Origin of the sequence: Micromonospora sp. NPDC005173, from assembly GCF_040608515.1 — a bacterium.
Taxonomy (GTDB): Bacteria; Actinomycetota; Actinomycetes; order Mycobacteriales; family Micromonosporaceae; genus Micromonospora.
On the sequence record NZ_JBEXIK010000045.1, the window covers coordinates 1 to 18,115 of the forward strand.

16 protein-coding genes are annotated in these 18,115 nt (G+C 72.3%); 5 read left to right on the plus strand and 11 right to left on the minus strand.

Annotated features, from left to right (window positions below):
• Positions 1-113 precede the first annotated feature (113 nt).
• Together ABZV00_RS30920 and ABZV00_RS30925 are read right to left on the minus strand one after the other, a co-directional pair.
• Positions 114-1,292, minus strand: coding sequence for an epoxide hydrolase family protein (locus tag ABZV00_RS30920; RefSeq protein ID WP_355612801.1), 1,179 nt, complete (start codon positions 1,290-1,292; stop codon positions 114-116).
• Positions 1,293-1,355: 63 nt separating this feature from the next.
• Complete coding sequence (locus ABZV00_RS30925) at positions 1,356-2,165, minus strand: RNA methyltransferase (protein ID WP_355612723.1); 810 nt, start codon at positions 2,163-2,165, stop codon at positions 1,356-1,358.
• Between the two features lie 130 nt (positions 2,166-2,295).
• On the opposite strand from ABZV00_RS30925, the gene ABZV00_RS30930 reads away from it, so the two are divergent.
• The gene (locus ABZV00_RS30930) at positions 2,296-4,143 is read left to right on the plus strand and encodes a thiamine pyrophosphate-requiring protein (RefSeq protein ID WP_355612726.1); all 1,848 of its coding nucleotides are present in this window, start codon (positions 2,296-2,298) and stop codon (positions 4,141-4,143) included.
• Positions 4,144-4,189: 46 nt separating this feature from the next.
• On the opposite strand, the gene ABZV00_RS30935 is transcribed toward ABZV00_RS30930, so the two are convergent.
• The 4 genes from ABZV00_RS30935 to ABZV00_RS30950 all read right to left on the minus strand — a co-directional run bounded on the left by ABZV00_RS30935 (position 4,190) and on the right by ABZV00_RS30950 (position 9,132).
• Positions 4,190-6,388 (minus strand): transglycosylase domain-containing protein, encoded by a 2,199-nt coding sequence (locus tag ABZV00_RS30935; RefSeq protein ID WP_355612729.1) that lies wholly within the window; start codon positions 6,386-6,388, stop codon positions 4,190-4,192.
• Positions 6,389-6,627: 239 nt separating this feature from the next.
• Positions 6,628-7,395: a hypothetical protein gene (locus ABZV00_RS30940; protein WP_328418678.1), complete on the minus strand. Its 768-nt coding sequence runs from the start codon at positions 7,393-7,395 to the stop codon at positions 6,628-6,630.
• A gap of 151 nt (positions 7,396-7,546) precedes the next feature.
• Positions 7,547-8,653, minus strand: a complete 1,107-nt coding sequence (locus tag ABZV00_RS30945) for an SPFH domain-containing protein (RefSeq protein ID WP_328418679.1) — start codon at positions 8,651-8,653, stop codon at positions 7,547-7,549.
• A gap of 5 nt (positions 8,654-8,658) precedes the next feature.
• Positions 8,659-9,132 carry an NfeD family protein gene (locus ABZV00_RS30950; protein ID WP_355612804.1) on the minus strand — a complete coding sequence of 158 codons (474 nt, stop codon included), beginning with the start codon at positions 9,130-9,132 and terminating at the stop codon, positions 8,659-8,661.
• Positions 9,133-9,263: 131 nt separating this feature from the next.
• Between ABZV00_RS30950 and ABZV00_RS30955 the strand changes: the two genes are divergently transcribed.
• Positions 9,264-10,577, plus strand: coding sequence for a serine hydrolase domain-containing protein (locus ABZV00_RS30955; RefSeq protein ID WP_355612734.1), 1,314 nt, complete (start codon positions 9,264-9,266; stop codon positions 10,575-10,577).
• Positions 10,578-10,699: 122 nt separating this feature from the next.
• Here the strand turns inward: ABZV00_RS30955 and ABZV00_RS30960 are convergent, their stop codons facing one another.
• A complete protein-coding gene (locus tag ABZV00_RS30960) occupies positions 10,700-11,512 on the minus strand; it encodes a DUF3097 domain-containing protein (RefSeq protein WP_328418682.1) in 813 nt (270 codons plus the stop codon).
• 239 nt (positions 11,513-11,751) lie between these two features.
• On the opposite strand from ABZV00_RS30960, the gene ABZV00_RS30965 reads away from it, so the two are divergent.
• Complete coding sequence (locus ABZV00_RS30965) at positions 11,752-12,546, plus strand: hypothetical protein (protein WP_328418683.1); 795 nt, start codon at positions 11,752-11,754, stop codon at positions 12,544-12,546.
• 22 nt (positions 12,547-12,568) lie between these two features.
• Here ABZV00_RS30965 and ABZV00_RS30970 read toward each other — a convergent pair whose 3' ends face one another.
• The 4 genes from ABZV00_RS30970 to fabG all read right to left on the minus strand — a co-directional run bounded on the left by ABZV00_RS30970 (position 12,569) and on the right by fabG (position 16,012).
• A complete protein-coding gene (locus tag ABZV00_RS30970; RefSeq protein ID WP_355612737.1) occupies positions 12,569-13,432 on the minus strand; it encodes an HAD-IIA family hydrolase in 864 nt (287 codons plus the stop codon).
• Positions 13,384-14,412 carry a ferrochelatase gene (locus ABZV00_RS30975; RefSeq protein ID WP_355612740.1) on the minus strand — a complete coding sequence of 343 codons (1,029 nt, stop codon included), beginning with the start codon at positions 14,410-14,412 and terminating at the stop codon, positions 13,384-13,386. Before ABZV00_RS30975 ends, ABZV00_RS30970 begins: the two co-directional genes overlap by 49 nt.
• Positions 14,413-14,503: 91 nt before the next feature.
• Positions 14,504-15,271 carry an enoyl-ACP reductase FabI gene (fabI, locus tag ABZV00_RS30980; RefSeq protein ID WP_355612743.1) on the minus strand — a complete coding sequence of 256 codons (768 nt, stop codon included), beginning with the start codon at positions 15,269-15,271 and terminating at the stop codon, positions 14,504-14,506.
• A gap of 36 nt (positions 15,272-15,307) precedes the next feature.
• Positions 15,308-16,012 (minus strand): 3-oxoacyl-ACP reductase FabG, encoded by a 705-nt coding sequence (gene fabG / locus ABZV00_RS30985; protein WP_328418686.1) that lies wholly within the window; start codon positions 16,010-16,012, stop codon positions 15,308-15,310.
• A 154-nt stretch (positions 16,013-16,166) separates the two neighbouring features.
• Here fabG and ABZV00_RS30990 point away from each other — a divergent pair, with 154 nt between their 5' ends.
• Both ABZV00_RS30990 and ABZV00_RS30995 read left to right on the plus strand, forming a co-directional pair.
• Positions 16,167-17,405 (plus strand): histidine kinase, encoded by a 1,239-nt coding sequence (locus tag ABZV00_RS30990; protein ID WP_355612747.1) that lies wholly within the window; start codon positions 16,167-16,169, stop codon positions 17,403-17,405.
• Positions 17,402-18,064 carry a response regulator transcription factor gene (locus ABZV00_RS30995; RefSeq protein WP_355612750.1) on the plus strand — a complete coding sequence of 221 codons (663 nt, stop codon included), beginning with the start codon at positions 17,402-17,404 and terminating at the stop codon, positions 18,062-18,064. Before ABZV00_RS30990 ends, ABZV00_RS30995 begins: the two co-directional genes overlap by 4 nt.
• Positions 18,065-18,115: the final 51 nt, after the last annotated feature.

The following is an 18,115-nucleotide window of genomic DNA, read 5'->3' on the forward strand; positions in this document are numbered from 1 at the left end:
CGACATCTACACCCCCGCCCACACCCTCTTCCCCTACCCGACGCTCTACCGATCTGGGCGGGCGCGCCCGCCCTCACCACCGCCCCGGCAGCGGGGTTGCTGACCCGGCCGGATCAGTCAGACGTCTCCGCGCGGAGCTGCCGGAAGAACGTTCGGATGTCAGCGACCAGCAGATCGGGTGTCTCCATCGCAGCGAAATGCCCGCCTCGGTCGAACTCCGTCCATCGCACGATGTTGTTCGTTCGATCGGCGATGTGCCGCAACGGAATGAAGTTGTCCCGTGGGAAGGCGGCCAAGGCTGTCGGTGCGGTCGACGGCTCCGGCGGCGACCCCCAGTAGTCCGCATGTGCCCGCTCGTAGTAGATGCGGGCGGACGAGCCGGCCGTTCCGGTGAGCCAATAGAGCATGACGTTGGTGAGCAGGTGATCGCGGTCGACGGCGTCCTCCGGGCGGGCCGACGAGTCCGTCCACTCCTTGAACTTCTCCGCGATCCAGGCCAACTGGCCGACCGGGGAGTCGGTCAGACCGTAGGCAAGCGTCTGCGGCCGCGTGGACTGGATAACCGCATAGCCCGCGCTGTCGCGGTCCCACTGTTGGGTGCGCCGCCACGAGGCCAGCGTTCGCTCCCGTTCCGCCGGGCTCAACGTGGCGAGCAGGTCGGCGTCCGGTTCCTCCGTCACGGACGAGTTCGGCAGCAGGTTCAGGTGTACGCCGATGACGTGGCCGGTCTGGGTACGGCCGAGTTCGCGGGAGATGACCGACCCCCAGTCACCGCCCTGCACGCCGTACCGCTGATAGCCGAGACGCCGCATCATCTCGGCGAATGCGGCGGCCACCCGCCGGAACTCCCATCCGGTCTCCCGCGTCGGCCCGGAGAACCCGAACCCCGGGATGCTCGGCATGACCAGGTGGAAGGCGTCGGACGGGTCGCCGCCGTGGGCCCGCGGATCGGTCAGCGGCCCGGCGACCTCGGTGAACTCCACGATTGAGCCCGGCCAGCCGTGCGTGATGAGCAGCGGAGTCGCGCCCGGCTCCGGAGACCGGACGTGCGCGAAGTGAATGTCCGCCCCATCGATCGTGGTAGTGAACTGCGGCCACTCGTTGAGCCTGGCCTCCGCGGCACGCCAGTCGTATTCGTGCCGCCAGTACCGCACCAGGTCCATCAGGTAGTCCCGCGGGATGCCGTACTCCCAGCCCACCCCGGGCAACTGGTCGGGCCACCTGGTGCGATCGAGCCGCTCGTACAGGTCGTCGAGATCGCGTTGCGGAATGTCGACCCGGAAAGGATGGATGCTCGAATCGGGCGAAGTTGTCACGACTGCGGATACTATGTTCTGTTCCGTCGAGCGCCCACCTCACAGGGGATCGTCGCGACCCAACTCCCAGAAGGCGACCGCGGCTGCGGCGGCGACGTTCAACGAGTCCACTCCGCGCCGCATCGGGATGACCACCCGTACGTCGCTGGCTGACTGGGCCGCCGCGGTGAGGCCAGGGCCTTCGGCCCCGAGGAGCAGCGCCGCCCGCGCACGCTGCGCCGCAGTGAGCCGCTGGATCGGTACGGCGTCCGGAGCCGGCGTCATGGCGAGCACGGTGAAGCCCGCTTCCCGCACCTGGTCCAGGGCCACCGGCCAGCGCTCGAGCTTGGCGTACGGCACCGCGAAGACCTCGCCCATGCTGACCCGTACGCTGCGTCGGTAGAGCGGGTCGGCGCAGGTGGGCGAGAGCAGCACCGCGTCGATGCCGAGCGCGGCGGCACCCCTGAAAACCGCGCCGAGGTTGGTGTGGTTGTTGACGTCCTCCAGGATCACCACCCGGCGCGCGGTGGCGAGCACCTCGGCCGCCGTCGGCAGCGGACGGCGGTGGAACGACGCCAGCACCCCCCGGTGTACGTGGAATCCGGTGGCCCGTTGCAGCACGTCCTGCGTCGCCGCGTAGACCGGCGCGTCGCCGGTGTCCAGGTCGGCGAGCTGGTCGGCCCGCTTGGCGTCGACCAGGTACGACCGGGCCGGGTAGCCGGCGCGCAGCGCGCGGCGCAGCACCAGCTCCCCCTCGGCGATGAACAGGCCGTGCGGCGGCTCCCAGCGGGTGCGCAGCTCGACGTCGGTGAGCGCGCGGTAGTCGGCGATCCGGTCGTCGTCGGGATCGGTGATCTGGTGGACGGGCACCCGACGATTCTGCCGGACGGCCCGCCCGGCACTCCGGGGCCGGTCGAGCCCACCCCACCCGGGGCGTTTTGTCCGGAAAGGAAGGGGAATGGCGGGCGGAGTAAAGGACTCAACCGGAAGGACCAGCCAGGTGAGCCCAGACCACGCCGCGCCGGGCGAAGCGGGTGCCCTGCCCAAGCACGCCACCGTCGCGGACCACATCGTCGCCCGCCTGTTCAGCTGGGGCGTGCACCGGTACTTCGGCTACCCGGGCGACGGCATCAACGGCCTCACCTCCGCACTGCAACGCACCAACGAGCGGGCCCAGTTCATCCAGGTGCGACACGAGGAGACCGCCGGCTTCGCCGCCTCGGCGCACGTCAAGTACGGCGGCGGGCCGCTGGGCTGCGCGCTGGTGACCAGCGGGCCGGGCGCAATCCATCTGCTCAACGGCCTGTACGACGCCAAGCTCGACCACCAGCCGGTTGTCGCTCTGGTCGGGCACACCGCGGTCACCGCCGAGGGCGGCGGCTACTACCAGGAGGTCGACCTGCTGGCCCTCTACAAGGACGTGGCCGCGGCGTTCCTGGCCCAGCTCGACCACCCGGCGCAGGTCCGCCATCTGGTCGACCGGGCGTGCCGCACGGCGCTGGCCCGGCGTACCGTCACCGCCCTGGTGCTCCCCTCGGACCTGCAGGACGAGCCGGCCATCCCGGATCCGCCGTACGCGCACGGCTACTACCACACCAGCAACGTGCCGAGCAGCCCGGCGACCGTGCCGCCGGAGGTGGACCTGCGCCGCGCCGCCGAGGTGCTGCGCAGCGGGCAGCGGGTGGCGATGCTGGTGGGGCAGGGCGCGCTCGGGGCACCGGACGAGGTCCGCGAGATCGCCCAGCGGCTCGGCGCGGGGGTGGCCACCGCGCTGCTCGGCTTCACCGCCGTCGACCACCGGGAGCCGTGGGTCACCGGCTCGATCGGGCTGCTCGGCACCCGGCCGAGCTGGCAGCTGATGACCGGCTGCGACCGGCTGCTGATCGTCGGCAGCAACATGCCGTACTCGGAGTTCTACCCGCCGCAGGGGCAGGCCCGCGCGGTGCAGATCGACGTGGACGGCACCCAGCTCGGGCTGCGATACCCGACCGAGGTGAACCTGACCGGCGACGCCGGCCCCACGCTGCGGGCCCTGCTGCACGAGCTGGGCCCCGGCCCCGGGCCGACCGCCTGGCGGGCGGAGATCGCTGAGGCCACCTCGTCGTGGCGCCGGGTGCAGCGCGAGCTGGCCGAGCAGACCGCCGACCCGGTCAACCCGCAGTTGCTGTTCAGCACCCTCAGCGAGCGGCTGCCCGACGACGCCATGATCGCCGTGGACTGCGGCACCACGACCGCCTGGTACGCCCGGCACGTGCAGGTCCGCCCCGGGATGCTGGCCAGCCTCTCCGGGACCCTGCTGTCCATGGGCGGCGCCATGCCGTACGCGCTGAGCGCCAAGTTCGCCCACCCGGACCGCCCGCTGGTGGCGCTGATCGGCGACGGTGCGATGCAGATGAACGGCGTCAACGAGCTGATCACCGTGGCCAAGTACTGGCGCAGCTGGGCGGACCCACGGTTCGTGGTGCTGGTGCTCAACAACCGGGATCTGGCGTTCGTCAGCTGGGAGCAACGCTCCAGCGAGGGAACGCCGATGTTCCCGGACAGCCAGCAACTGCCGGACATCGGCTACCACCAGTGGGCGCAGGTGCTCGGGCTGCACGGCGAGCTGGTCGACTCCCCGGAGCAGGTGCCGGCGATCTGGGACCGGGCGCTCACCGCCGACCGGCCGGTGGTGATCAACGCGCTGGTCGACCCGGCGGAGCTGATGCTGCCACCACACTTCACCGCCGAGCAGGCGCGCAAGACCGCGGCGGCAGTGCTACGCGGCGACACCGACTGGGCCGGAATCATCCGCCGCGGCCTACCCGCCACCCTGGCCAGCTACCGCCCCCGTCGTCGGCAGGGCTGACGGTCCCCCCGCTCCTCAGGAGCCGGGGCGGGGGCAGGCAGGGCGGTCAGCCGCGGCGGTCCAGCCAGCGTTGCAGGAGTGAGCGAGGGTCGTCCTCCCGGGTTGGTCGACGGTCCGGAACGGGGACGCGCTCGACCGGGCGGCGGGGTTCGCCGGCCAGCTCGCGGCTGGGCGCGACGAACGCCTTCTCCGGCTGGCCCTTCACGGCGGTGGCGATGACCCGGGCGACCGCGTCGATCACCTTGGCCTGCACCGCGGAGCCCACCGAGTCGGTCGGGTCGTCCGGGTTGGCGGCGATGCCGGCGACCGCGACCTGCGGGGTGAAGCCGACGAACGTCTCGGTCGAGTTCTGCTCCGAGCTGCCGGTCTTGCCGGCCACCGGGCGGCCGTCGAGGATGTCGTTCACGCCGGTGGCGGTGCCGCCGTTGCACTGCCCGTACGGCGACTGCTGGCCGACCGGGCAGCGGGCGGCGTCGGTCGCGGCGCGGGCCACGTCGGCGTCGAGCACCCGCTTGCAGGCCGGCTGCCCGACCGGCACCTTGTCCCCGTTCGCGGCGGTCACCGAGACCACCGGCACGGGCGTGCAGTAGGTGCCCTCGGCGGCCACCGTGGCGTACGCGTTGGCCAGGTCCAGCGGTGTGGTGGCGGCCACGCCCAGGGTGAACGAACCCCAGTTGGCGGCGTCGTCCTTGGCGAAGGCGGCGTCCGCGTCGGCGCGGAAGGTGATGCCGAGCCGCTGCGCCATCTCCACCACCTTGTCCTGGCCGACCTGCTCGGCCAGCCAGACGAAGTAGGTGTTCACCGAACGGCCGAAGCCGTCCCACATCATCCGGTACCCGTCCATCCAGTCCGGGTTGGCGTTGGCCGGGCACCAGGTGCCGTCACAGCTGCCCGGGCCCTCGGCGGCGTACCGGGTGGGCAGCTTGGCGGGTGCGTCGAAGCCGGTGGAGAGGGTACGGCCCGACTCCAGCGCGGCGAGCATGGTGAACAGCTTGAACGTCGAGCCGGCCTGGTACCCGTCGACGCTGGCCCCGCCGGAGATCAGCGGGTTGACGGTGTTCGGGTAGTTGGCCTGCCCGCCCGGGTTGTCGGCCAGGCTGTAGTGCCGGTTGACCGCCATCGCCAGCACCTGCCCGGTGCCCGGCTGCACAGCCGCGATCGGCAGGGCGCGCTTGTTGTCGTACCCGTAGACCTTGGTGGCCTGCTGCTGCGCGGTGGCCTGGATCTGCGGGTCCAGCGAGGTCACGACGGTGTAGCCGCCCGACCGCAGGGCCTGCTCGCGCTCCGGCACGGTGGCCCCGAACGCCGGCTGGGCGACCCACCACCGGCGCAGGTAGTCGCAGAAGTAGCCCCAGTCGTCGTGACCCTGGGCCACGGCGGTGCAGCCGTTGGGCTGCGCGGTGGGGTGCAGGGTCAGCGGCTCCGCCTTGGCCTGCGCGGCCTGCCCGGCGGTGATGGCGCCGGTCTCGGCCATCGAGTCCAGGACGTACGACCGGCGGGCCAGCGCGTCGTCCTTGTTCCCGTCGATGGGGCTGTACGCGTCCGGGGACTGCACCAGGCCAGCGAGCAGGGCCGACTCGGCGAGGGTCAACTGCGCCGGAGGCTTGCCGAAGTAGCGCTGGCTGGCCGCCGCGATCCCGTACGCATTGGAGCCGAAGTAGGCGATGTTCAGGTACCGGTTGAGGATCTCGTCCTTGCCGAGGCTCTGCTCCAACGCGCCCGCGTACCGGATCTCCTGGATCTTGCGCGGAATCGTGGGGTCGGTGGCGGCGGCGCGTTCCTCGGCGGTGCGGGTGGGGTCGGTCTTGAGCACGTTACGGACGTACTGCATGGTCAGCGTCGAGCCGCCCTGCTCGGTGCCGCCGCCCTTGACGTTGGACACCAGCGCGCGGGCCAGCCCGCGCAGGTCCGCGCCGCCGTGCGAGTAGAACCGCCGGTCCTCGGCCGCCACAATCGCCTGCCGCATCACCGGGGCGATGTCCGCCAGCGGGACGTCGGTGCGGTTCACGTCGTAGAACGTCGTGATCAGCGTCTTGCCGTCGTTGGCGTAGAGGTAGGAGCGCTGCGGGGTGGCCGGGGTGCGCAGCGCGTCAGGCAACGCGGCGTACGTCCCGATCGCGGAGCGGGCGGCGAACCCGAGCAGCAGGTTGCCCGGCAGCGCGGCGACTGCCAGGGCGAGCCCGGCCAGCAAGCCGGCGAGCAGCACGGTGAACAGCCGCGACAGCGGCGAGCGGGAGGCGGCCATGCTCCCCAGGATTGCCACGAATGCCGCCAACCGACCACCCTCGCAGCCCGATTGTCAGCAACTTCACCACCCCCCATCAGCCAACTCCCACCCAAACCCGCCCGCGCCCCCTCCTCCGACCCTCTCCGCCCCTCGCACCGGTGATCAAGAGGTTTGCGTCAGCCAAGAGGCCGTTTCCGACGCAAACCTCTTGATCACCAGGTGGGGTGGGGTGGGTGGGGCGGGGTGGGTGGGGTGGGTTAGGGGGTTGGGGTGGAGAGGCTGGCGCTGGCGGCGTCGCGGGCGATGTCACGGGGCACCAGGCGCCCGGAGCGGTAGCCGATGCCGATGCCGGCGATCAGCACGAAGATCGCGCCGAACGTCTGCAGCGACCCGATCAGGGCGCCGCCCAGGCCGAGCAGCGGCGCGGCGATGATCAGCATGACCCCGTCGCCGAGGCTGAACGTGCCCGACCGGGCGACCGCCCATCCGGTGAGGAACCAGCCCACGCTGTAGAAGGTGGCGCCGACCAGGACCAGCGAACGCGCCGTGGTGCCGAAGACCGGTGTCTGCTCGGCGAGCCCGGCGAAAGGCAGCATCAGCACGGTGCCGGCGATGCTGACCAGCAGACCGGCGGCGGCCACCCGACGACTGCGGGTCGCGGCGAGCAGCCCGGTGAGGGCCAGCAGCGCGAGCAGACCAAGCCAGACCGCGGCCACCCAACCAATCAGGTACGCCGCCCGACCGTCGGCCGGATACGGGTCGTTGCCCACCCCGCCGTCGCTGGCCATCGCCACCACGCCGTAGAGGATGGCGTACGCGGGCAGCAGCCACACCGCCGCCCGCGCGAACCGGCGTATCGACCAGGCCCAACTGGCGTTCGTTGCCGGCCCGGCCGGGGTCGGCTCGCCCACGAACGGCAGTACGCCGAACCCTCCGCCGCTGCTCCGGGAACCCAGTGGGCCGGCCGGGTCGTGCGCGCCGGGCACCGGGGCGGAGGACCACATCCGATTCGCCGGATCCTTCATGCGTCACCTCGCTCGTCCGCGAGCGGTGCGGGACGCGCCGGGGCGCCCCGATTGCCTGGTCACCACCCGTCCTAGGACCGATCGTGGCAGGCGTCGGAGCGCCCCATGAGTCTTTCTCGCATTTACCCGGCCGGGCGGCCGCTGTACTGGATCAGCCGCGCTCGCGCTGATCGGTCGGGTCGTTGACCAGGCTGGTCGGGGAGACCGGCTCCGGCGCGGGCAGCCCCTGCGGCCCCTTGGTGCCGGTGGCCTGCGCCTCGGCGACGCGGACCTCGTCGTGGATCTGCTGGGCGGCGGCCGCTGCGGCCTGCGCCGCCTCCGCGGCCTCGCGCTCGACCTGGCTCGCGTGGTCGGCTGCCTCCGGTGCGGGAAGGTCCCCCACCATCTGGCTCAAACCACCCAGCGCGCCACCCATCCCCTCAAGTGCCTTGGTCAGCTCGGCCGGGATGATCCAGACCTTGTTGGCGCTGCCCTGGGCGATCTGGGGCAGGGCCTGCAGGTACTGGTAGGCGAGCACCTTCTGGCTCGGGTTCGCCTGGTGGATCGCGTCGAACACCGTCCGGATCGCCTTCGCCTGGCCCTCGGCCTGCAGGATCCGAGCCTGCCGGTCACCGTCGGCGCGCAGCACCGCGGACTGCTTCTCGCCCTCGGCGGTGAGGATCTGCGACTGCTTGTGCCCCTCGGCGGTCAGGATCGCCGCGCGGCGGTCCCGCTCGGCGCGCATCTGCTTCTCCATCGAGTCACGGATGCTGGCTGGCGGCTCGATCGCCTTGATCTCCACCCGGGTCACCTTGATGCCCCAGCGGCCGGTGGTCTCGTCCAGCACGCCGGAGAGGTGCCGGTTGATCTCGTCCCGGCTGGTCAGCGCCCGCTCCAGGTCCAGCGAGCCGATCACGTTTCGCAGCGTGGTGACGGTGAGCTGCTCGATGGCCTGGAGGAAGCTGGAGATCTCGTAGGTCGCCCGGACCGAGTCGACCACCTTGAAGTAGAGGACCGTGTCGATCGAGACCACCAGGTTGTCCGAGGTGATCACCGGCTGCGGCGGGAAGCTGACCACCTGCTCCCGCATGTCTACCTTGGTACGGACCGCGTCGATGAACGGCACCAGCAGGTTGAGGCCGGGGCTGAGGGTGCGCTTGTACTTGCCGAGCCGTTCCACCACGTCCTGGCGTTGCTGCGGCACGATCCGCACCGCCTTGGCCAGCGTCACCACGGCGATCAGCGCCACCGCGATCACCAGCACCCCTATGACCGTCATCCCGTTCACCCTCTCGATTCCGGCAGCTCGCCGGCGGAAGAAACATCGTCCTGCCAGACCAGGGCGGTCGCGCCCCGGACCTTTATCACCCGAACCCGTTGACCGACGTCGTAGACCTGCGTCGTGTCGTACGACCGGGCGCTCCACAGCTCTCCGTCAATCTTGACGAGGCCGTGCTCGGCGTCCACCCGTTCCAGCACCAACGCCGTGGAGCCTTCGATCGCCTCCAGGCCGAACGGCTGCTCGCCGCTGTCCAGCGCGGTCCTCTGATGCCGCCGGATGACCGGTCGGACCACCACCAGGCTCAACGCCGACACCACCGCGAACACCAGCGCCTGCACCGCCACCGGCGCGCCCAGGGCGGCCGCACCTGCGGCGGCGAACGCGCCAGCCCCGAACATGATCAGAAACAGCGTCGTCGTGAAGATCTCGGCGACCACCAGCAACACACCCAACACGATCCACACCACGGCGTCCACCCCCTGATCGTGACACGCAATTGCACGCGCGGACGACCCGTGATGATCAGTAAGCTCGGCGAAACCCACCTGGCCGGCCGAAACGCCCCGTCTCGGTAGACCGGCCCGAGCCGACGAGCGAGGAGATCCCGTTGACCCTGCTGCCCGAGACCGCCCGACAGGTCGACGCCATGGTCGCCCAGGCACAGGTCGACGGCCGCGCCCCGTCGCTGGTGCTGGGCGTGGTCCGCGACGGCGCGCTGGTGCATCTGGCCGCCGCCGGAGAGCATCCCCGCCCGGACGTCGACCTGCAGTACCGGCTGGGCTCGATCAGCAAGACGATGACCGCCACGCTGATCATGCAGTTGCGCGACGCCGGCCGGCTGGCCGTGGACGACCCGTTGGAACGGCACCTGCCGGGCACCGGCGTCGGCACGCTCACCCTGCGCCAGCTACTCGGGCACGCCAGCGGCATCCAGCGCGAACCCGAGGGTGAGTGGTGGGAGCGGACCGAGGGCGCCGACCTCCGCACCCTGCTGGCCGGGCTGACCGCAGACAAGATCGCGTACCCGCCGCACGCCACCTACCACTACTCCAACCTGGCGTACGGGCTGCTCGGCGGCGTCCTCGAACGGCTCACCGGGACGCCCTGGGCCGACCTGCTCGGCGAGCGGATCCTCACCTCGCTGGGGATGGGCCGCACCACGTACGCGGCCACCGAGCCGTTCGCCCGCGGCTACGTCGTCCACCCCTGGCACGACACGCTGCGCGAGGAGCCCCGCACCGACACCGGGGCGATGGCCCCGGCCGGGCAACTCTGGTCGACGATCGAGGACCTGGGTCGCTGGGCAGCGTTCCTGGCCGACCCCGACCCCTCGGTGCTCGCCGCCGAGACGCTGACCGAGATGTGCTCCCCCGTGGTGATCAGCGACCTGGAGTCCTGGAACCACGGGCACGGCCTCGGGCTGGAGCTCTTCCGGGAAGGCGACCGGGTGTACGTCGGGCACGGCGGCTCGATGCCCGGCTACATCGCCTCGCTGGCCGTGCACCGGCCCACCCGCACCGCCGTGGTCGGCTTCGCCAACTCGTACGGCCTGCGTACCGGGCACCTCGGCGCGCTCGGCCGGCGGCTGCTCACGCTGGTGCTGGACGCCGAGCCCGCGCCAATCACCCCCTGGCTGCCGGCCGCCGCCGCGCCACCCGCCGAGCTGAGCGAGCTGACCGGCCGCTGGTGGTGGATGGGCAGCGAGATCGAGGTGTTCGCGGACGCCACCGGCGACCTGCACGCCGGCCCGGTCGGCGTACCGGATCTGCGCTTCGTCGCCGAGGGACCGGACCGGTGGCGGGGCCGCGCCGGTGGACAGGACGGCGAGATCCTCACCGTGCGCCGCGACGAGCAGGGCCGTGCGGTCGCCCTGGACATCGCCACCTTCGTCCACACCCGCCACCCCGACCAGGAACCCTGACCGCTCGCTGACTTCCTGGGCAAGATCCGCACAGAATCATGGATGTAGTGGCCTCCGAGGGTCGACGAGGCCACTACATCCTGGAAGTTGTGCGGACCTTGCGCGGCGCGGCGCGTTGCGGGTCAGGCCGGTTCGGTGACGAAGTCGATGAGGCGTTCCATGGCGTTGATCAGGGGGGTCTCCACGTCGGCGAAGCTGTTCACCCGGGACAGGATGTGCCGCCACATGTCGGCCGGCTCGGCCACGCCGAGAGCCGCGCAGACCCCCTCCTTCCACGGCCGCCCCGGCGGTACCACCGGCCACGCCGCGATGCCCAGCGCCGCCGGCTTGACCGCCTGCCAGACGTCCACGTACGGATGCCCGGTCACCAGCACGTAGGGCGAGTTCACCCGGGCCACGATCCGGCTCTCCTTGCTGCCGGGCACCAGGTGGTCGACGAGCACGCCGAGCCGCCGGGTCGGACCGGGGGCGAAGTCGCGTACCTCGGCGTCGAGGGCGTCGATGCCGTCCAGCGGCTCCACGACAACGCCCTCGATCCGCAGGTCGTCGCCCCAGATCCGCTCGACCAGCGCGGCGTCGTGGATGCCCTCGACCCAGATCCGGCTGGCCTTGGCCACCTGCGCGCGGACGTTGTCCACCGCCACCGAACCGGACGCGGTGCGCCGGCGGGCCGCCGGCACCGACGCGCGGGTCGGGCGGCGCAGCGTCACCGGACGACCGTCGAGCAGGAACGCCGCCGGCAGCAGGGGAAAGTTGCGCCGCTTGCCGTGCCGGTCCTCCAGCACCACCGCGCCGGACTCGAAGCCCACCACCGCGCCGCAGAACCCGGATTCGGCGTCCTCCACCACGAGATCCGGTTCGGCGTCCACCTCGGGGGTGACCTTCCGCCGCCGCCAGTCCCCCGCCAACACGTCCTCGCCGTATCGCCCCGCCATGTCGATCACGCTAACCCCGCCGCACCCACACATCACCCCGACACACCGCCGCCTGCCGGACACCACGCCCCACCGCCTCGATCACAGCGGCGGCGAAACGCCGCGAACCACCAGCGAACCCCCGCCACCACTGCGTTGTCGGCACGGCCGAGGCGGGGCGAAGGGGGCAGTTCGGGGCACGCAGGGCGGCCGGAGCGGCAGTCGAGACAGGGCCGCCGGTCACCACGTACCCTTTCGGCATGTCCACCCCCGCAACGGGCGCGGCCACACTCGCGCCGCGCCGGTCGAGCCGGTTTGTTGCCTGGGTGCGCGCGTGGCGCGCCGGGTTGGTGCCGTACGACGAGGTCGCCGACGCCATCGCCGGCGACGAGGAACACCTCGTGGCGGACGCTCCCGGCACCTGGACCGACGTCCCACTCAGCGCCGCGCTGCCCACCCTGGCCAAGCTCTCCCCGGACGAGATCCGCCTGGTGCTGCCCGCGCCGGGTGACCCCCGAGGGCTGCCCGGCCCCGGCGACTTCGCCGGCGCGGCACTGGTCACGGGCGAGGCGGTGGTGGCTGGCATGCTCGGGTTGATCCCGCAGGTCCGGCTGCACACCTCCGGCTCCGGGGACTGCTTCGAGACGGTGCTCTGGCGGGTGTACCCGCTGCCGGCCAACGCGCCCGCCGCGTCGCTCGTGTTGCCCGGTGCCGCCGAGGCGGAGGCCGAACTGGCCGCCGCGCTGGCCGAGACCACCGCCGCGCTGACCCGCCTGGACGTCGCCCAGTGGCGACCCGAGCTGGCCGGCGCACTGGCCGCGCTGCGCCGCCCGGACGGCGCCACCGATCTGCCGCCCGGCTTCGACCCCCGCGCCCGCCGGCTCTTCGCCCGGGCCGCGGTGCTCGACCGGGTGCTGGCGCTGGCCGGGCACGCCGCCCCCGGTGGCGCGATCAACAACTACGAGGCACAGCAGCGCGACGCCGCGCTCCGCCCGCTCACCGCGGCCTGCCGGCAGGCGCTGGTGGCCGCCTGCAACGCACCGCTGCGCCCCTGACGGGAGGCGGCAGGCCGGCCGGTCAGACCTCGTCGAGCAGGTCGGCGACCGAGTTGACGATCCGGGACGGGCGGTACGGGTAGCGCTCCGCCTCGGTGCGGCTGCTGATTCCGGTGAGCACCAGGATGGTCTCCAGCCCGGCCTCCAGGCCGCACAGGATGTCGGTGTCCATCCGGTCGCCGATCATCGCGGTGCTCTCCGAGTGCGCGTTGATGGTGTTCAACGCGGACCGCATCATCATCGGGTTCGGCTTGCCGACGAAGTACGGCTCCACCCCGGTCGCCTTGGAGATCATGGCGGCGACCGAGCCGGCGGCGGGCAGCGCGCCCTCCACGGAAGGGCCGGTCACGTCGGGGTTGGTGCAGATGAACCGGGCCCCGTCGTTGATCAGCCGGACCGCCTTGGTGATCGCCTCGAAGCTGTAGGTGCGGGTCTCCCCGAGCACCACGTAGTCCGGCGCGAAGTCGGTGAGCACGTAGCCCACGGCGTGCAGCGCCGTGGTCAGCCCGGCCTCCCCGATCACGTACGCGGTGCCGCCCGGCCGCTGGTCGGCGAGGAACTGGCCGGTGGCCAGTGCGGAGGACCAGATCGACTCCTCCGGCACGTCCAGCCCCATCCGGCTCAGCCGAGCCGTCAGGTCGCGCGGGGTGTAGATCGAGTTGTTGGTCAGCACCAGGAACGGCTTGCCGGAGGCGCGCATCCGTTTGATGAACTCCGGAGCGCCGGGCACCGGCTGGCCCTCGTGCACCAGCACGCCGTCCATGTCGGTCAGCCAGCTCTGCACGGGCTTTCGATCCTGCATCGATGATCCCAGGGTGTCGTTGGGCGGGTGGACGGTCAGGGGCGACGGGTCGGCACGCAGCAGACGGTGGGGCAGGTGTCCCACATCGGCAGCTCGCCCAGGCGGCGGCGCAGCTGTGCGCCGTCCGGGTCGGTCCGCTCGGTGACCAGCTCGCGGACCATGGTCACGAAGCGCGGGTCGGTGCCCGGGGTGCCGGCCCGGGCGAAGTCCAGGCCGAGCTGCTTGGCCGTCTCCAGCGCCTCGGTGTCCAGGTCCCACACCACCTCGAGGTGGTCGGAGATGAACCCGATCGGGCTGACCACCACGCTGGTGGTGTCGCCCTGGGCGAGGGTGGCCAGGTGGTCGTTGATGTCCGGCTCCAGCCACGGCACCTGCGGCGGACCCGAGCGGCTCTGCCACACCAGGTCGTACGGCAGGTCCGGGGCTGCGGCCGCGGCCACCAGCCGGGCGGCCTCGTGCAGTTGCGCCTCGTACCGGCCGCCGTGTGGGCCGGCGTTGGCCGCCATCGAGGTGGGGACGGAGTGGGCGGTGAAGACCAGTCGGGTGGTGGCCCGCTTGGCCGGGTCGAGCTGGCCCAACGCGGCCCGGACGGCGTCCGTGTGCGGCTCGATGAACCCGGGATGGTCCCAGAACTGGCGCAGCTTCTCGATCACCGGGGCGTCCGGACCGACCGCGGCCCGGGCGGCGGCGATGTCCTCCTGGTACTGCCGGCACGACGAGTAGCCGCCGTACGCGCTGGTGACGAAGGCCAGCGCCCGGGTGACACCGTCGTCGCGCATCTGGGTCACGGTGTCGGCGAGCAGCGGGTCCCAGTTGCGGTTGCCCCAGTAGACGGGCAGGTCGAGGCCGTTGGCGGCGAAGTCGGCGCGGACGGCGGCCAGCAGGTCACGGCACTGCTGGTTGATCGGGGACACCCCGCCGAAGTGCAGGTAGTGCTCGACGACCTCGGCCAGCCTCTCGGGCGGCACGCCGCGACCCCGGGTCACGTTCTGCAGGAACGGCATCACGTCCTCGGGCCGCTCCGGCCCACCGAAGGACACCAGCACCACCGCGTCGTACGCCATGGGCCCATTCTTGCCGGTCGGGCGGAACGACCCGGCGACGCCCCCTGCTCCGGCCCACACGGGACGGCGGTCGGGGGCGCCGCCGGGGACGTCAGGCGCCGATGGCGTGGTAGCCGCCGTCGACGTGCACGATCTCGCCGGTGGTGGCCGGGAACCAGTCGGACAGCAGCGCCAGGCAGGCCCGGGCGGCGGGCTCCTGGTCGGTGAGGCTCCAGCCCAGCGGGGCCCGCTCGGTCCAGGCGTCCTCGAACTGGTCGAAGCCGGGGATCGACTTGGCGGCGATGGTGCGCAGCGGCCCGGCGGCGACCAGGTTGCTGCGGATGCCCTGCTTGCCCATGTGCAGCGCCAGGTAACGGGAGGCGGATTCCAGGCCGGCCTTGGCCACGCCCATCCAGTCGTAGACCGGCCACGCCTTGGTCGCGTCGAAGGTCAGGCCGACCACCGCGCCGCCGGGGGACATCAGCGGCAGCGCCGCCATGGCCAGTGACTTGTACGAGAAGGTGGAGACGTGCAGCGCGGTCGCCACGTCCTCCCAGGGGGCGTCGAGGAAGCCGCCGCCGAGGCAGCTCTGCGGCGCGAAGCCGATCGAGTGGACGACGCCGTCGAGCCCGTCGACGTGCTCGCGGACCCGGTCGGCGAGGCTGGCCAGGTGCTCCGTGTTGGTCACGTCCACCTCGATAACCGGCGCCGGCTCGGGCAGTCGCTTGGCGATCCGCTCGACCAGGGAGAGCCGTCCGAAGCCGGTCAGCACGACCTGCGCGCCGTTCTCCTGGGCGATCTTCGCCACCGAGAAGGCGATCGAGGCGTCGGTGATGACGCCGGTGACCAGCAGCCGCTTACCGGCGAGCAGTCCGGACATGCAGGGGTTCCTCCGTACGTAGTCAGAAAGCGCTGGTCAGTGGCCCATGCCGAGGCCACCGTCGACCGGGATCACGGCACCGGAGACGTACCCGGCGGTGTCCCCGGCGAGCCAGGTGACCACGGCGGCGACCTCGTCCGGGTGGGCCATCCGGCCGGCCGGGATCGACTTGCGGATCTCCGCCTTGCGGTCGTCGGACAGGCCGGCGGTCATGTCCGTGTCGATGAAGCCGGGCGCCACCACGTTCGCGGTGATGTTGCGGCTGCCCAGTTCCCGGGTGATCGAGCGGGCCACGCCGACCAGGCCGGCCTTGCTGGCGGCGTAGTTGACCTGACCAGCACCTCCGGAGAGGCCCACCACCGAGGAGATGAAGATCATGCGGCCCCACTTGGCCCGGAGCATCTTTCCGGAGGCTCGCTTGGCGACCCGGAACGCACCGCTGAGGTTGGTGTCCAGCACGCCGGTGAACTGCTCCTCGGACATCCGCAGCAGCAGCGTGTCGTCGGTGATGCCGGCGTTGGCGACCAGCACCTCGACCGGCCCGAGCTCCGCCTCGATGGCGGTGAACGCCGCGTCGATCGAGGCCGCGTCGGTGACGTCGGCCCGCACCCCGAACAACCCCTCGGGGGCGTCGCCGCTGCGGTGGGTCACCGCCACCCGGTCGCCCTGCTTGGCGAAGGCCTGCGCGATGGCCAGGCCGATTCCCCGGTTGCCCCCGGTCACCAGCACGGTACGGGCCACGGTTCCCCCTTGCGAATGGTCAGCACGGACGCGTCGGAGCCTAGGCGTTACCGGCAGGTAAGCGCTAACGGGAACGCGTCACACCGGGGTACGACACCGGGATCAGCCCCTGGTGGCACGACCTGCGGGGGTGTTGGCCCGTAGCCTCCCGGTGGTGAACCGGCAACTGATCGCCGCGGCCCTGCGCGCTTTGCGGCAGACCCTGCTGGGCCCGGACGCCCCGGCCGGCCGTCCGTTGCTGGCCCGCTGGCCCAGGCTGGCCCGTTACTCCGCCCCGGTCGGGCTGCTCGCCGCGCTCGGCCTGTTCTGGATCACGTTTGCCGTGGAGAGCGACTGGGGCCTGCCGGCGCCGATCGGGGTGTTGTTCGCGGCGTTGACCGTGGCACCGCTGCTGGCGCTGCCCCGGCATCCGCTGCTGGCCTGGCGGCTGATGGTGCTGGCCCTGCTGGTGTGCACGTTCAACGCGCCGGCTGACGAGCCCTGGCCGTGGACCCCGCCGCTGGCGCTCGGGTCGATCGCGGTGGTCGCGGGGGTCGTCGCGCGGGTCGACCGGCCGGTGCTGGTCTGGCTGGTGACGATCACCACGGTGCCGGTGCTCACCCTGGTTCACCCCGAGAACCGGGCCGCCGTCCTGGCGCTACTCGGCGCGCTGGCGATCGTCGGCGACCTGGTCCGGCGCAACCGGTTGTCCCGCCGGGCACTGGCCGCGCAGACCGAGCTGAGCGAGCGGGAGCAGGAGCGCCGCGCGGTGCTGGAGGAACGCACCCGAATCGCCCGCGAAATGCACGACGTGGTGGCCCACCACATGTCGCTGATCGCGGTGCAGGCGGAGACCGCGCCGTACCGGCTGACCGACGTGCCGGCGCCGGCCGCGGCGGAGTTCGCGGCCATCGCCGGCTCGGCCCGCGCCGCGCTGACCGACATGCGGCGGCTGCTGGGCGTGCTGCGCAGCGAGTCGAACGGCCCGCAGACCGCGCCGCAGCCCGACCTGGCCGACCTGGGGGCGATGGTGGACGCGGCCCACCGGGCCGGGCTGCCGGTGACTCTGGACGCCGAGCCGGTGGACGACGGGCTGGTGCCCGCGCCGGTCGGGCTGGCCGCGTACCGGATCGTGCAGGAAGGGCTGGCCAACGCGGCCCGACACGCGGGCGGTGCCGCGGTGCGGGTCACCGTCCGCGCCGGCCGGTCCACCCTGGCGGTACGCGTGCAGAACGCGCCGCCCGACGACCTGGACGTCCGGCCGGCCGCCGAGGCCGGCGCCGGGCACGGGCTGACCGGCATGCGGGAGCGGGCCACCTCACTGGGCGGTACGTTCACCGCCGGGCCGCTGCCCGGCGGAGGCTACGAGGTGGCGGTCGAGCTGCCGTACGACGTTGAGGGCGGGGACCGATGATCAAGGTGCTGATCGCCGACGACCAGGCGATGGTCCGGCAGGGCTTCGGCGCGCTGCTCGCCGCCCAGCCCGACCTGCTGGTGGTGGGTGACGCCGCCGACGGCGCGCAGGCCGTCGCCGCCGCCCGCCGGCTCGACCCGGACGTGGTGCTGATGGACGTGCGGATGCCGGTGCTGGATGGGCTTGCCGCCACCCGCAAGCTGCTCGGCGACCGGTCGACGCAGGGCCCCCGGGTGCTCATCCTCACCACCTTCGACCTGGACGACTACGTGTACGAGGCACTGCGCGCCGGGGCCAGCGGCTTCCTGCTCAAGGACGCCCCGGCGGCCGACCTGGTGCAGGCGGTGCGGGTGGTGGCGGCCGGCGACGCCCTGCTCGCCCCGGCGGTCACCCGTCGGCTGATCGCCGAGTTCGCGGCCCGCCCGGACCGCCGCCGGCCCCGCCCCACCGACCTGGCCGGGCTCACCCCGCGGGAGACCGAGGTGCTGCGGTTGATCGCCCGAGGCCGCAACAACGCGGAGATCGCCGCCGACCTGGTGGTGGCCGAGCAGACCGTGAAGACGCACATCGGGCGGATCCTGGCCAAGCTGGGGCTGCGAGACCGGGCCCAGGCCGTCGTGTTGGCGTACGAGACGGGTCTGGTCGCCGCCGGCGAGTAGCTCCGCGGAGCCAGCCCGGGAACGGCTCTCCGGGACGACGACCGGGCGCCA

Coding starts and splice junctions, on each gene's coding strand:
- ABZV00_RS30935 (WP_355612729.1), bottom strand. CDS start 6,388: ATGGCCGCCTCCCGCTCGCCGCTGTCGCGGCTGTTCACCGTGCTGCTC.
- ABZV00_RS30940 (WP_328418678.1), bottom strand. CDS start 7,395: ATGAAGGATCCGGCGAATCGGATGTGGTCCTCCGCCCCGGTGCCCGGC.
- ABZV00_RS30945 (WP_328418679.1), bottom strand. CDS start 8,653: ATGACGGTCATAGGGGTGCTGGTGATCGCGGTGGCGCTGATCGCCGTG.
- ABZV00_RS30960 (WP_328418682.1), bottom strand. CDS start 11,512: ATGGCGGGGCGATACGGCGAGGACGTGTTGGCGGGGGACTGGCGGCGG.
- ABZV00_RS30965 (WP_328418683.1), top strand. CDS start 11,752: ATGTCCACCCCCGCAACGGGCGCGGCCACACTCGCGCCGCGCCGGTCG.
- ABZV00_RS30975 (WP_355612740.1), bottom strand. CDS start 14,412: ATGGCGTACGACGCGGTGGTGCTGGTGTCCTTCGGTGGGCCGGAGCGG.
- fabI (WP_355612743.1), bottom strand. CDS start 15,271: ATGTCCGGACTGCTCGCCGGTAAGCGGCTGCTGGTCACCGGCGTCATC.
- ABZV00_RS30995 (WP_355612750.1), top strand. CDS start 17,402: ATGATCAAGGTGCTGATCGCCGACGACCAGGCGATGGTCCGGCAGGGC.